This is a genomic window from Sphingobium sp. EP60837 (assembly GCF_001658005.1).
In the GTDB taxonomy this organism is placed as follows: domain Bacteria; phylum Pseudomonadota; class Alphaproteobacteria; order Sphingomonadales; family Sphingomonadaceae; genus Sphingobium; species Sphingobium tyrosinilyticum.
Map to the genome: position 1 here is coordinate 1,427,501 of NZ_CP015986.1, position 13,831 is coordinate 1,441,331.

General features: G+C 62.7%; 13 protein-coding genes (1 of these 13 only partly in view). 6 read left to right on the forward strand and 7 right to left on the reverse strand.

Going from position 1 to position 13,831, the window contains the following annotated elements; all coding sequences use genetic code 11:
• Positions 1–748, forward strand: partial view of a lipopolysaccharide biosynthesis protein gene (locus EP837_RS06990; protein ID WP_066525789.1) — the 3' portion only. The gene continues 740 nt to the left of window position 1, outside the view; only the last 748 of its 1,488 coding nucleotides appear in the window; the start codon falls outside the window, past its left edge; it ends in the stop codon at positions 746–748.
• 4 nt (positions 749–752) lie between these two features.
• Here the strand turns inward: EP837_RS06990 and EP837_RS06995 are convergent, their stop codons facing one another.
• Positions 753–1,181 (reverse strand): CBS domain-containing protein, encoded by a 429-nt coding sequence (locus EP837_RS06995; RefSeq protein WP_066525790.1) that lies wholly within the window; start codon positions 1,179–1,181, stop codon positions 753–755.
• A 75-nt stretch (positions 1,182–1,256) separates the two neighbouring features.
• On the opposite strand from EP837_RS06995, the gene EP837_RS07000 reads away from it, so the two are divergent.
• Both EP837_RS07000 and EP837_RS07005 read left to right on the forward strand, forming a co-directional pair.
• Positions 1,257–1,556, forward strand: coding sequence for a hypothetical protein (locus EP837_RS07000; RefSeq protein ID WP_066525794.1), 300 nt, complete (start codon positions 1,257–1,259; stop codon positions 1,554–1,556).
• Positions 1,546–1,926 (forward strand): acyl-CoA thioesterase, encoded by a 381-nt coding sequence (locus EP837_RS07005; protein WP_066525796.1) that lies wholly within the window; start codon positions 1,546–1,548, stop codon positions 1,924–1,926. The genes EP837_RS07000 and EP837_RS07005 overlap by 11 nt, the downstream gene beginning before the upstream one ends.
• An 83-nt stretch (positions 1,927–2,009) precedes the next feature.
• On the opposite strand, the gene EP837_RS07010 is transcribed toward EP837_RS07005, so the two are convergent.
• The 4 genes from EP837_RS07010 to hisS form a co-directional block, all read right to left on the reverse strand.
• Positions 2,010–2,786 carry a DUF4167 domain-containing protein gene (locus EP837_RS07010; RefSeq protein ID WP_066525798.1) on the reverse strand — a complete coding sequence of 259 codons (777 nt, stop codon included), beginning with the start codon at positions 2,784–2,786 and terminating at the stop codon, positions 2,010–2,012.
• Between the two features lie 314 nt (positions 2,787–3,100).
• A complete protein-coding gene (gene prmC / locus EP837_RS07015) occupies positions 3,101–3,928 on the reverse strand; it encodes a peptide chain release factor N(5)-glutamine methyltransferase (RefSeq protein WP_066525801.1) in 828 nt (275 codons plus the stop codon).
• Entirely contained in the window at positions 3,925–5,016 is a 1,092-nt protein-coding gene (gene prfA / locus EP837_RS07020) for a peptide chain release factor 1 (protein ID WP_066525804.1), read from the reverse strand. Before prfA ends, prmC begins: the two co-directional genes overlap by 4 nt.
• Positions 5,016–6,278 (reverse strand): histidine--tRNA ligase, encoded by a 1,263-nt coding sequence (hisS, locus tag EP837_RS07025; protein ID WP_066525807.1) that lies wholly within the window; start codon positions 6,276–6,278, stop codon positions 5,016–5,018. Before hisS ends, prfA begins: the two co-directional genes overlap by 1 nt.
• Before the next feature lie 154 nt (positions 6,279–6,432).
• Between hisS and EP837_RS07030 the strand changes: the two genes are divergently transcribed.
• Positions 6,433–8,346, forward strand: a complete 1,914-nt coding sequence (locus EP837_RS07030; RefSeq protein WP_066528896.1) for a M61 family metallopeptidase — start codon at positions 6,433–6,435, stop codon at positions 8,344–8,346.
• Between the two features lie 43 nt (positions 8,347–8,389).
• Positions 8,390–8,932 carry an inorganic diphosphatase gene (gene ppa / locus EP837_RS07035; protein WP_066525809.1) on the forward strand — a complete coding sequence of 181 codons (543 nt, stop codon included), beginning with the start codon at positions 8,390–8,392 and terminating at the stop codon, positions 8,930–8,932.
• A 212-nt stretch (positions 8,933–9,144) separates the two neighbouring features.
• On the opposite strand, the gene yczR is transcribed toward ppa, so the two are convergent.
• Positions 9,145–10,608, reverse strand: a complete 1,464-nt coding sequence (gene yczR / locus EP837_RS07040; protein ID WP_066525810.1) for a MocR-like transcription factor YczR — start codon at positions 10,606–10,608, stop codon at positions 9,145–9,147.
• A gap of 143 nt (positions 10,609–10,751) precedes the next feature.
• Complete coding sequence (locus EP837_RS07045; protein ID WP_066525812.1) at positions 10,752–11,210, reverse strand: hypothetical protein; 459 nt, start codon at positions 11,208–11,210, stop codon at positions 10,752–10,754.
• An 85-nt stretch (positions 11,211–11,295) separates the two neighbouring features.
• Here EP837_RS07045 and gyrB point away from each other — a divergent pair, with 85 nt between their 5' ends.
• Positions 11,296–13,803 (forward strand): DNA topoisomerase (ATP-hydrolyzing) subunit B, encoded by a 2,508-nt coding sequence (gyrB, locus tag EP837_RS07050; RefSeq protein WP_066528899.1) that lies wholly within the window; start codon positions 11,296–11,298, stop codon positions 13,801–13,803.
• Positions 13,804–13,831: the final 28 nt, after the last annotated feature.

Sequence of the window (13,831 nt, forward strand, 5' to 3'; positions counted from 1 at the left end):
TCCGCATCAGCTTGGCCTTTATGCCGAAGCGCTGTTCCTGACCCAGATTTTCGTGTCGAAATTCATCCCCCCGCTCAACGACGTCGCCTTCCCCGCTTATGCGCGGATGCAGAAAGATCCCGGGCGAATCGCCTGGTCGTTCTGCAAGGCGGTGCGCTTGCTGCTGCTGATTTCCTGCCCGGTCTATCTGGGCATGGCGGTGACGGCCGAGCCGCTGGTCGAAACGCTGTTCGGTGAAAAATGGCTGGAGATGGCGCCGTTCGTATCGGTGCTCGCGCTGGCGATGCCCTTCATGACGCTGCAGGTGATGTTCGCACCGGTCAGCAACGCATTGGGGCGGCCCGGCACCACGGCGCGAATCGCGGCGGTCGGTGCAGTGCTGATGCCCGCTGCCTTTCTTGTCGGCATCCAGTTCGGAGCCATTGGACTGGCCTGGGCATGGCTGGGCGCTTTTCCGATTCTCACGGCAGTGACGGCGTATCTGGCTGGACAGCCCATGGGGCTGCGATTGGTGGACCTGATTCGCGCTTCGGCCCCGGGTCTTGGGTGCTCGATACTGATGGCGGGCGCGGTAGCGATACTCGATTCGCTCTTGCCTGCACTGCCTGCACCGCTCCGCCTGAGCGTGCTGGTGCCCGCAGGCGGCCTTGCCTTTCTTGCCGCACTGATGCTGTGCGCGCGCGGCACGATGATGGAGTTGGCGGCCCTGGTGATTCGCCGGGCGCCGCCACAGCCCGCCTCCGCCTGATGGCTCAGGCGGACTGGATATAATCGCGCAGCGCCGCTGCTTCCGATTCGATCGTATCGATGCGGAATTTGACGAGGTCGCCGATCGACACCAAGCCGATGAGAACGCCATCGACCACGACCGGCAAGTGACGCACGCGTTTCTTGGTCATCAATGAGAGGCAGTGGATGACGGGGGTCTTATCATCGGTGGTGATCGCCGGCGCGGTCATCACGTCGCCGACGCGCCGTTCCAGCACCCCCGCTCCGTCGCGGGCTATATGGTGGACAAGGTCGCGTTCCGAGAAGATGCCGAGCACCCGGCCGTCATCGACGACCGGAACGCAGCCAATCCGCCGCTCCGACAAAAGCTGAACGACTGAGAGGACGCTATCGTCCGACCTGACCTGAGTGACTTCGCGCCCCTTGCCTTGCAGAATCGCGGTGATCGTCATGCCCCGTCTCCTTGCCGTTATGACTTTATGGTCCAGTCCCTTGATGATCCCACTTTCACACCCCAAAGAAAAGGGATGAGACACCCGCAAGCCCTGGATGATCCGCAGATCGCCGCAACGGCATGGAGGCGGTTTCGCCGCATCATGCTGTGGATGGCGGCAGGCGGTGCACTGTGCGTCGGCATCGCGCTGATCTGCCTTCGCCTTTGGGCCGGACCCATGCCATTCCACATGATCCTGGCGACCGTCCTTGGGGTCTGGTTGACCTTCATGCTCGGGACAGCTTTGATGGCGCTCGTGTTCCTGTCGAGCGGAACAGGCCATGACGATCAGGTGATTGACCCGCTGAAGGACGAGGTATCCATTGACGACTGACAATAGGGGCGAACTGGTCCTGCGCGTGGTGCCGCGCCTAACGGAGATCAACAGCAACGGCCATATTTTCGGCGGATGGATATTGAGCCAGATGGACATCGCCGGAGGAATCGTGGCCGGGCGGCTTGCGCGCGGCGCGGTTGCGACCGTGGCGATTGATGGCATGAAATTCATATCCCCCATGCTGGTGGGGGATGTCGTGGCTGTCTATGGGCGGGAAGAAAGGCGAGGCAGGACCTCGCTCGGCATCCGCGTCGATGTGGTCGCGACACGGGGCGTGGACCAGCAGGAGGTCGATCTCACCAGCGGTCTGTTCACCTTCGTAGCGCTGGACGAAGAGCATCGGCCAAGAGTGCTGCCCGAAGGCTGACGCGCAAATGAAAAAGGGAATGACGCACGCGCCATTCCCTTTTTCATTCCGAAGGCCGCTCTTTCGAGCGCCGCCTATTCAGTTCATTCAGCCGCTTCGGCAGCGGGACGCGCGCGGCGGGTGCGCTTGCGGGGCGCTTCCTCTGCAGCGGGCTCGCTGTCATTGTCAGCGCGCGCGATCGATGGCGGCAGGACGGCCAGGTCCAACCCCTCGCTGCCCTCCGACTTTACAACTTCGGCCTTGCGCGGCCGGCCCCGGCGGGGGCGCGGCGCTTCGGCCTCCGCGGCCACCTGCGGTTCTGGCGCGCGATCGGTCACAGGGGCAGGCGCCTCGACTACCTCCATCTGCGGCTGTTCGGAACCGCCTTCATAGGCGGGGCGATCACGGCGCGGACGGTCGCGGCGGTTGCGGCCGTCGCGATTGTCCTGATAGTCGCGGGGCTGTTCCCGGCGGCGCTCGCCTTCATAGCCACGGTCAAACTGCTGCTGCGGCTGCTGCGGTTCAGAGCGACTATCCTCACCCCCATATTCGGAGGTGTCGAAATCATCGCCTTCATAATCGAGATTGTCGTCCGGACGGCGATAGCGCTGTTGCTGCTCTTCCTGTCGGGCGCGGTTGTCGGCAAGGACGCGGAAATAATGATCGGCGAACTGCAGATAATATTCCGCATTCACCCGGTCGCCGGCCATCTGCGCGTCGCGGGCCATATTCTTGTATTTTTCAAGAAGCTGAGCCGCATTGCCGCGTGCGCGGCTGTCAATCCGGTTGCCGTTGTCGCCGCCGCCCCGATTACCACCATTGGGACGACCGTTATTGTTCCGGCCGCGATTACGGCGACCGGCCTGCCTGTTGTTGATCAAGACCTGGTCCTTGCGTTCACTTTGCCAACATTCACTGAAATCATAGTTCAGTCGCTATCCTAAAGCACGGCCCGCTTATCAGGCCGGGTAGGGCTCCGCCGGACAGGGGCTGCGACAGCCCTTGCCCTTACGCTGCCAGAGGCGCTTGCGCAGCAGCGCCGTCGTGACTTTGAAGGAGCGGGAAAACGGCCTTTTCTCAGCTAAGCCCCACAGGGCAGATCCTCAGGATAGTGCCGTCCCTGCTCCTCATGTAGTGTCTTTAAAGCCATAAACCAAGCAAATTTCACGCGGAGCCATGCAATTCCGCCTCTGGTTCAGCAGGTCCCCGGCAGCGTCGCGACAAGGCAACGGTCATGCCCCGCCAGATCCGAGCGGCAGGCGACGCTAAGCCCTTGATCGGAAAGCAAAGCAGACACGGTTTCGCGCTGATCATAACCTATCTCGATTGCGGCCATTCCATCCGCGGTAAGCAGGCGGGGCAGCATGGGCGCGATCCGCCGGTAATCGTCGAGACCCTGGGCACCTGCATATAAGGCGCCTTGCGGTTCATGCAGCACATCCCCTGCAAGCGCCGCATCGCGAGCGATATAGGGGGGGTTGATCAGGACCAGGTCAAACGGCCCGGTCACGCCCTGCCCCCAGTCCCCAAGGCAGAAGGACGCCCGGCTGTCCAGCCCGAACCGCTCCGCATTGCCCCGCGCCACGGCCAGCGCAGCGGTAGAGATATCGACGCCCAGCCCCGTCGCCTCTGGCCATTGGTCGAGCGCCGCGAGCAACAACGCGCCCGAACCGGTCCCCAGGTCAAGGATGCGGGCCGGTGGCCGGTCTTTGAAATGTTCGATAGCCGCTTCGATCAGCGTTTCGGTGTCCGGCCTGGGTATGAGAACATCGGGCGTGACATGTAGGCTGATTGTCCAAAAATCCCGCATGCCGATGATATAGGCGACGGGTTCGCCAGCGATACGGCGCTCTATCAAAGCCCGGTAGCCGGAGGGCACAGCCAGTTCACGCTGGCGGAGCAGAAGGTCGTTTCGATCCAAGCCTAGCGCATGGGCGAGCAGCAGTTCGGCGTCGAGGCGAGGCGTATCGCTGGTCTCTTGAAGACGGGCGGCCGCATCACGCAGCGCCTGCGCGATACTCACCCGATGCCGTCCAACTGGGCGAGGCGCGCCGCTTCATCTTCAGCGATCAGCGCGTCGATAATTTCGGAGAGGCCGGGGCCTTCGAGAATTTCCGGCAGGCGGTGCAGGGTCAGGTTGATGCGGTGATCCGTCACCCGGCCCTGCGGAAAATTATAGGTGCGGATGCGCTCCGAGCGATCGCCGGACCCCACCATCGCCTTGCGGGCCCCCGCCTGCTCGCTTTGGGTGCGCTCCCGCTCTGCTTCATAAAGGCGGGCGCGCAGCACCTGCATCGCCTTCGCCTTATTCTTGTGCTGGGATCGTTCGTCCTGCTGCGTCACCACGATGCCGCTGGGCAGATGGGTGATGCGCACGGCGCTGTCGGTCGTGTTGACATGCTGGCCGCCAGCGCCCGAAGCGCGGTAAATGTCGATCTTGAGGTCGCTGTCCGCGATCTGCACATCAACCTCCTCCGGCTCCGGCAGCACGGCTACCGTCGCGGCGGAGGTGTGGATACGCCCGCCGCTCTCGGTGACGGGCACGCGCTGGACGCGATGGACGCCGCTTTCGAATTTGAGCTTGGCGAAGACGCCGATGCCGGTGACGCTGGCCACGACTTCCTTGAAACCGCCCACTTCAGCCGCGTTGGCGGAGATCATCTCCATCTTCCAGCCCTGCGCGTCGGCATAGCGCTGATACATGCGGAACAGGTCGCCCGCGAAAAGTGCGGCCTCGTCGCCCCCGGTGCCCGCGCGGATTTCCAGCATCGCCGGACGCGCGTCCGCGGAGTCCCTAGGCAATAGTTGCAGCGCGAGGGCGCGCTCAGCCGCGGGCAGTTGGCCCTTGATCAGCTGCATTTCCTCCTGCGCCATTTCGCGCATGGCGGCATCAGCGTCAGCGTCGTCACCGCCCGCCATATATTCGAGCGCCTGAAGCTCCTGCCGCAGCCGCCGCACCTCATGCGCGGCCTTGGCCACCGGCTCGATCTCGGCATATTCCTTGGACAGCCGAACGAACTCGTCGGGCGCGAGATCGGCGCGCGTCATCGACGCCTGCACCTCGTCCCGGCGCGCTTCAATCTGCGCGATGCGTTCGGCGGAAATATGCATCAGGTGGCCGTCAGCGTCTCAACCAACGCGGTTAACGGCACCGCCTGTTGCTCGCCCGAGCGCAGATCGCGCAACGCCGCCTCGCCTCGGGCCAGTTCATCGTCGCCAAGGATGATCGCCCAGACAGCGCCCGAAGCATTGGCGCGCTGCATCCGCTTTTTCATATTACCGCGATAGCCCATGTCACAGGCCAATCCTGCACGGCGCAGATCAGCGATGATGCCTGTAGCCTTGGTTTCGGCGGCCTCACCCATCGGAATGACCGCGACACTCGGCTTGTCGAGTTCAGGCGCCTCGATCAGCATCGCCAACCGCTCGATCCCCGCCGCCCAGCCGACCGCAGCCGTGGACGGTCCGCCGAGATTTTCGATCAGTCCATCATAGCGCCCACCGCCCAACACGGTCCCCTGCGCACCGAGGCGATCGGTAATGAACTCGAACGCCGTATGGCGGTAATAATCAAGGCCGCGCACCAACCGCGCATTGCGTTCCCAGGCGACGCCTGCCGCATCAAGGCCAGCCGTCACCTTGTCGAAGAAGCTGCGCGCTTCGTCGGTCAGATAGAGGTCGATATCCGGTGCGCTATCCGCCACAGGCCGGTCACGCGGGTCTTTGCTATCGAGAATGCGCAAAGGATTGCGGTGCAGACGGTCGAGGCTTTCCTCCGACAGCTGATCGCGATGCGCTTCGAAATGGGCGACCAGAGCGGCGCGCCAGGCTTCGCGGCTCTGCGCGTCGCCGAGCGTGTTAAGGTTCAGCGTCACGCCTTCCGACACGCCGAGTTCGCGCAGCAGCTGGTCGGCGAAGACCAACAATTCCACGTCCGCGCCCGGCTCACCCGCGCCGATAATCTCGGCGTCAAGCTGGTGGAATTGGCGGAAACGGCCCTTTTGCGGGCGCTCATAGCGGAACAGCGGACCGTGGGTGGCGACCTTCAGCGGCGCATATTGCTGCCAGCCTTCGGTCACATAGGCGCGCGCAATCCCGGCAGTAAATTCCGGACGCAGCGTGATGCTGTCGCCGCCGCGATCCTCGAACGTGTACATTTCCTTCGAAACGACATCCGTGCTTTCACCCAAGGAACGGGCGAAGACGGCAGTGGCTTCGAACACCGGCACTTCGACGCGTTGAAAGCCGTAGAGCCTGCGCACCCGGTCGAAGGTCGCAACGACATGGGCGAAGCGTTCCTGGAACGCCTCGCTCATACCACCCAGCATGTCCTGCGTACCGCGCACCGGACGCGGGGTTTCGATTTTCGCCATGGGGATGCGCCTTTAGCGGCAAAGAAGCCCCATGGAAACGCGCTTTTTTGCCATATGATAAGGCTTCGGCCAATGGGGGTGGACGGCGCCGGTCCGGCTCGTCATTCTGGGCTCCTTAAGGCGTTCCAGCCGCATCTTTTTTTCGGAGATGGCCATGATCCGCAGCCTTGCTGCCGCTCTTCTGCTTTCCACCGCAATCGCCAGCCCCCTATTCGCCCAGAATGCCGTAAGGTCAAAGCCTGCCGCCCTGCCCGTCAACTACGCGAGCCCTGCGCCGCGCGATGTTCCTTATCCGGGCGGCGCCATCCGCCTGGAGGTCGATGCCAGTGATACGGTGCAGCGCATCTTTCGCGTGAAGGAAACCATCCCGGTGGCAGCGAGCGGCCCGATGACGTTGCTGATGCCGCAATGGCTGCCCGGCAATCATGCGCCGCGCGGGCAAATCGAAAAGCTCAGTGGCCTCACCTTCACCGCGGACGGAAAGCCATTGGCTTGGAAACGCGACCCGCTGAACGTCTATGGCTTTGTCATTGATGTGCCGCAGGGCACGAAACAGGTCGTCGCGGAGTTCCAGTTCCTGTCCGCCACCCAATCCAATCAGGGCCGGGTAGTTGTCACGCCCAAGATGCTGAACATCCAGTGGGAGTCAGTATCGCTCTATCCCGCCGGCTATTTCACGCGCCAGATTCCGGTGCAGGCGACCGTCACCTATCCCGATGGCTGGCAGGCGGCGACGGCGTTGCGAGGGAAGAAGAGTGGATCGACCGTCGCCTATGAGACGATCGACTATGAAGCCTTGCAGGATTCGCCGATCTTTGCCGGTCGCTATTTCAAGCCGGTGGACCTCGGCCACAATGTCACGCTCAACATGATCGCCGATGATGCCGATGAGCTGGAAGCCAAGCCCGACCAGATCGCCAAGCATAAGAAGCTGGTCGATGAAGCGGGCGCGCTGTTCGGCGCCTATCATTTCAATCATTATGATTTCCTCTTCGCCATCACCGACGAGATGGGCGGCATTGGCCTTGAACATCACCGCTCATCGGAAAATCAGGTGGAGCCGGGCTATTTCAAGAAATGGAGCGAGGGCGAGGCGCTGCTTGACCGCAACCTTCTGCCCCATGAGTTCACCCATAGCTGGGACGGCAAGTTTCGCCGCCCCGACCAGCTGTGGACGCCCGATTTCAACGTGCCGATGCAGGACAATTTGCTGTGGGTCTATGAAGGGCAGACGCAATTCTGGGGCTATGTGCTTGGCGCGCGCTCGGGCCTGTTCACCAAACAGGAGACGCTGGACGCTTACGCCCATATCGCGGCCAAACTGGACACAACGCGCGGCCGCGAATGGCGGCCGATGGAAGACACGACCCACGACCCCATCATCTCGGCGCGGCGGCCCAAGGGCTGGTCTAGCTGGCAGCGGTCCGAAGACTATTATAATGAAGGGTTGATGATCTGGCTGGAGGCCGATGCGATCATCCGCCAGCAGACCAAGGGCGCCAAGGGCCTGGATGATTTCGCCAAAGCCTTTTTCGGCATCAATCCGGGGGATTGGGGACAGGTCGTCTATAATCGCGGCGAGGTGATCAAGACGCTGAACGCCATCGCTCCCTATGACTGGACCGGCTTCTTCGACAAATATGTGGACAGCACCACGCGCGAAACACCCAAAGGGGGTTTCGCCTTGGGCGGATACAAGCTCGTCTATGGCGACACGCCCAACGCTTTTACCAAGGCGGCCGAGGGCAAGAATCTCGACCAAAGCTTCGGTATCGGCCTGATCGTGAAGGGCGATGGCGAGGTTTCGAACGTCGTCTGGGACAGTGCCGCCTTCAAGGCGGGCCTGGTCACCGGCGCGAAGATCGTCGCGATCAATGGCGACGAATATTCCGCCGACGTCTTCAAGGCTGCACTGAAGGCCGCAAAACCGATGCAGATGATCGTCAAACAGGATAAATACTATCGCACTTTGACGCTCGCATATTCAGGCGGGCTGCGCTATCCGCGCCTCGAAAAGACAGGAGAGGGTGAAGGCAGCCTGGACCGGCTGCTCAGACCGAAAACATGAATCACCCGTAACGCCAACGCGTATCGAAAAAGGCTTGAAGTCCATGAATATCGAACTGATCCCGGTCGGCGACGATCCGCCCAACAGCTTGAACGTCATCATCGAGGTCCCCGTGGGTGGCGAGCCCGTCAAATATGAGTTCGACAAGGCATCGGGCGCGCTGTTCGTGGATCGCATCCTGCACACGCCGATGCGCTATCCCGCCAATTACGGCTTCGTGCCGCACACCCTGTCGCCCGATGGCGACCCGCTCGACGCGCTGGTGATCGCGCGTTCGCCCTTCGTGCCCGGCTCTGTCGTGCGCGCGCGTCCGATCGCCGTGCTGAATCTGGAAGACGAAGCCGGTGGCGACGAAAAGCTGGTCTGCGTTCCCGACAACAAGACCTTCCCTTATTATAGCGACGTCGATGAGAAGGACGATCTGCCCGGAATCGTGATGGAGCAGATCGAGCATTTCTTCACCCACTATAAGGATCTGGAAAAGCAGAAGTGGGTGCGGGTCGGCACATGGGGCGGCGCGGAAGACGCCCGCCGCATCACCATCGAGGCCATCGAACGCTACAAGGCTGAGAAGAAGGCGGCGTAAGCGCCACTTCAACTGTTAAAGAGGCCGCGCGGGAGATGTCCTGCGCGGCCTTTTTTCATGCCCGGTGTCGGCCACCAACCGTCATTCCAGCGAAAGCTGGAATTTCAGGAGATGTGGCGCTACATGGCCTGAGACCCCAGCTTCCGCAGGGGTGACGGTAAGGTGGCGCGTCACCTCCCATCCACACCAACCTCTCACATCGACGACAAACATCAAATCAGCCGATCCGCCTCTAGCGCCGCGGCAAGCGAATCCCGCCCACGCGGCATGCGGGCGTGCAGCCGGGCGTCGGCTTCCGCCAATCGCTCGACCCCCATCGTCAGCTGCTCCTCCGGCAAGGTGAAGGGCAGACGCAGGAACCGTTCGAACGCGCCGCTGACGCCGAAGCGCGGCCCCGGCGCCACCCGTACCCCGTGACTTTCCGCGATCGCCGCCAGCGCGGTCGCTTCGGCGCGGGGCAATTCAGCCCAGAGCGAGAGACCACCGGCCGGCGATTCGACACGCCAGTGCGGCAGATGTTTTTCGATCTGGGCGATCAGATGATCGCGGCGGGCGCGCAACAGATCAGCACGAGGTCCTAGCCCCTCATCGCCGTCGATCAGCTGCGCAACGGCAAGCTGCTCGACCACCGGGCTGGCCATGTCCATCGTCGTGCGCAGCCGCCCTAGCGCTGCGATCGTCTGCGGATCGGCGCGGATCCAGCCGACGCGCAGCCCGCCCCAGAAGATCTTGCTCGCCGACCCCATGGTGATGACCTGGCGGCCGGAAGGATCATGGATCGCCACCGGCGGCGGCGCAGGGAAGTCGAGCCCCATCGCGACCATCGTCTCGTCGATGATCAGCGGCGTATGGCTGCGCGTTGCGGCGGCGACCAGCGCGCGCCGGGTCGCTGGATCCATGCTGCGGCCAGTGGGATTGTGGAAGTCGGCGATGACATAGGCAAAGCGCGGGCTGGTCTGGCGGAAGGCCGCCTCTATGGCGTCAATGTCCCACCCTTGCGCGGGGAGGCCGACGGGCACTGGCACGACATGGGCGCGCTGCAGCGCCTGGATGACATTATGATAGGTCGGATGGTCGATCACCGCCCGGTCACCCGGTCCGGTCAGCCATTGCAGCAGGAGAGCGAAACCCTGCTGCGCGCCGTTGGTGACGATGATCTGGTCGGGGCTGGTGGGACAGCCGCGCCGCTCGAACTGCGCAGCGATGGCGCGGCGCAGCGGCGGCAGTCCCAACGGATCATAGCCCAGCTCTCCCAGGAAAGCGGGCAGCGCCTCCACCGCCGCTTGGCAGGCGCGGCCAACGCCCGGTGCGGCTGGCAAGGCGGCATGGGTCCAGTTGAGGATATTGCCATGAGAAACCATGTCGATCTCAGGCGTCTCCAGCTCCACCCGGCCTGGTGGCAGACGAGTGACGCTACCGGAACCCTGACGGCTTTCCAAATAGCCTTCATCGCGCAGCCGATCGAAAGCGGCCGCGATGGTCGTGCGGCTGAGGCCCAGCGCAGCGGCCAACTCCCGCTCGCCGGGCAGCCGGACATTGAGGCCGACGCGCCCGTCCAGCACCAGCATGCGCAACGCCTGGGCCAGCTGGCGATAAGCCGGCTCGGCGCTCTCCTCTACCCGCCAGGCGCCCAGCAGGCGAAGCAGCGAAGGAGGGCGAAGCGCGGAAGTGGACATGACCAGTTCTTTTCAAGAGGAGAACGACAAGTCCACCTATCGTCAAATGGATGTGTTGTAAAAGGCCATTTTATTGCAAGCCAGCGGAAGACCCTTGCCCCCTGACCGGCCAGCAGAGCCCGCTGGCCGGTCCTTTTCTTTTATCAGCGACCGATCAGCCGCATCGAGGCGCTCGACACCCAACCGCTCAAGCAAGGCCCTTCATAGGACTGCTTACGTTCGGCTGGTTCCGACAAACCGCAATCTCTGGTGGTATCTTCCACGACCACGCCCAGCCATTTCTGGTCGAGGCTACGCGTGCAGACATAGGCCCGGCCACCTTCCGCCAGACGCGCAACTTCCTGCGCCTCGGCAAAGGGCGCGGCACGGATAGCGAGGCCGCGAGCGCCGACGCGCACCGCCTGCCCCATCGCACCGCATGGGTCGAGCCGAGGGCCATCTTCCCCGATCGTCACCGGACGCCTGATCTTCGCTTCCAGCCGCGTCTCCGGCATATCTTCACGGGGTGCGCCGGCGATAGAACTATTGGGCAAATCCTGCAGCACGTCGCTGCTGTCGGAGCAGGCGCCAAGCATGAGAAGAAAAGGAAGAATGGCGCGCATTCCACGCTGATAAACCCCGGCGGGGACAAGCGGAAGATGCCATGTTTCGCTTTAGTTTCTTAGGGGATGTCCCTATATGCTCGCCATGAGCGAGGAAAGTCAGAACAGCCCCAACAGCAACGCCTATGGCGCCGACAGCATCAAGGTCCTGAAAGGGCTGGATGCCGTGCGCAAGCGGCCCGGCATGTACATTGGCGACACCGATGACGGGTCGGGCCTGCATCATATGGTGTTCGAGGTCAGCGACAATGCGATCGACGAGGCGCTGGCCGGACATTGCGACCGCATCTTGATCACGCTCAACCCCGACGGGTCGGTCAGCGTGGAGGATAATGGGCGCGGCATTCCGACCGGCATTCACAAGGAAGAAGGCGTGTCGGCGGCGGAGGTCATCATGACCCAGCTGCATGCGGGCGGAAAGTTCGAGAACACCAACGACGACAATGCCTACAAGGTCTCAGGCGGCCTGCACGGCGTCGGCGTCAGCGTGGTGAACGCGCTCAGCGAGTTCCTGGATCTCAATATCTGGCGGGACGGCAAGGAGCATTATATGCGCTTTGCCTATGGCGATGCCGTCGCGCCGCTGAAGGTCATTGGCGACGCACCCGAGGGGAAAAAGGGTACGCGCGTCACCTTCCTCCCCTCGACCGAGAAGGTCCCCGGCGACGGCGGCACCTTCAAGAATCACACCGAATTCGATTTCGAGAAGCTGGAGCATCGCTACCGCGAGCTGGCGTTCCTGAACTCGGGCGTGCGGCTGTTCCTGATCGACGCACGGCACGAGGAAAAGAAGGAAATCGAGCTGTTCTACGAAGGCGGCATCGCGGCCTTCGTGAAATATCTCGACCGCAACAAGACGCCGTTGATGCCCGATCCCATCGCGATTTCGGGCAGCCGCGACGATGTGACCATCGACGTAGCGTTGGAGTGGAACGATTCTTATTATGAGAATGTCCTCTGCTTCACGAACAACATCCCGCAGCGGGATGGCGGCACGCATCTGGCCGCCTTCCGCGCCGCGCTGACCCGCACCCTCAACAATTATGCCGACAAGTCGGGCATGTTGAAGAAGGAGAAGGTGTCGCTGACCGGTGAGGATATGCGCGAGGGCCTGACCGCGATCGTCTCGGTCAAGCTGCCTGATCCCAAATTCTCGTCACAGACCAAGGACAAGCTGGTCAGCTCCGAAGTCCGCCAGCCGCTGGAAAGCCTGATGGCCGACAAGATGGCGGAATGGCTGGAAGAGAACCCGCAGCACGGCAAGATGATCGTGCAGAAGGTGATCGATGCCGCCGCCGCCCGCGAGGCCGCGAAGAAGGCGCGTGAACTGACCCGGCGGAAAGGCGTGATGGACATTGCCTCGCTGCCCGGCAAGCTCGCCGACTGTCAGGAGCGCGACCCCGCCAAGTCCGAACTCTTCCTGGTCGAAGGTGATTCGGCCGGCGGCTCCGCCAAGCAGGGCCGCAACCGGCACAATCAGGCGATCCTGCCCCTGAAGGGCAAGATCCTGAACGTCGAGCGCGCCCGTTTCGACCGGATGCTTTCGTCCAAGGAAGTCGGCACGCTGATCCAGGCGATGGGCACGGGCATCCGCGACGATTTCAACCTGGAAAAGCTGCGCTACCACAAGATCGTCATCATGACCGACGCCGACGTCGATGGCGCGCATATCCGCACGCTGCTGCTGACGTTCTTCTACCGCCAGATGCCGCAGATCATCGAGGCGGGGCATCTCTATATCGCCCAGCCGCCGCTCTATAAGGCGACGCGTGGCCGGTCCGAGGTGTACCTCAAGAATGAAGCGGCGCTGGAACAATATCTGGTCGATAATGGCGTCGAATCCATGGCGCTGGAAACGACCCAAGGGAAGCGGTCGGGCGACGACCTGCGTTCATTGATCGAGCATGGACGGCGGATGCGGGCGGTGATGCGCTATGTGCCGCGCCGCTATAATCCCGCGATCATAGAGGCGCTGGCGATCAACGGCGCGCTCGATCCGGAACTCAGCAATGACGCGCAGGCCGAGCGCCTGGACAACACGGTCAAGTGGATGGATGCGCAGGACAATGAGGGCAACTGGAGCGGGCGGGTCGCCGAAGAGGGCGGCTTCCACTTCGAACGTCTGTGGCGCGGCGTCACCGATCATCACATGATCGAACATGGCTTTATCGGATCGGCCGAGGCGCGCAAGCTGCACACCATCGCCGCCGAGGAAGCCGACAGCTATCGTAACACCAGCCGCCTCGTAACCGCCAAGGCCGCTGCCGCCGCCGAGGAGGCAGGCGAGGATGATCTGCCGGTCTTGGCGAAGGGCGCGGTGGCAGTAACGCGGCCGAGCGAATTGCTGGAAGCGGTGCTGACCGCCGGGCGCAAGGGCTTATCGATCCAGCGCTACAAGGGCTTGGGCGAGATGAATGCGGAACAGCTGTGGGAAACCACACTGGATCCGGACAATCGCTCCATGCTGCGGGTAGAGGTCGAACAGGCGGACGTCGCCGACGAAATCTTCACACGCCTGATGGGCGATGTGGTCGAGCCGCGCCGGGAGTTCATTCAGGACAACGCGCTGAACGTCGCTAATCTGGATGTGTGATTTTTCGGGTTGAAGCGGTTATTTGATA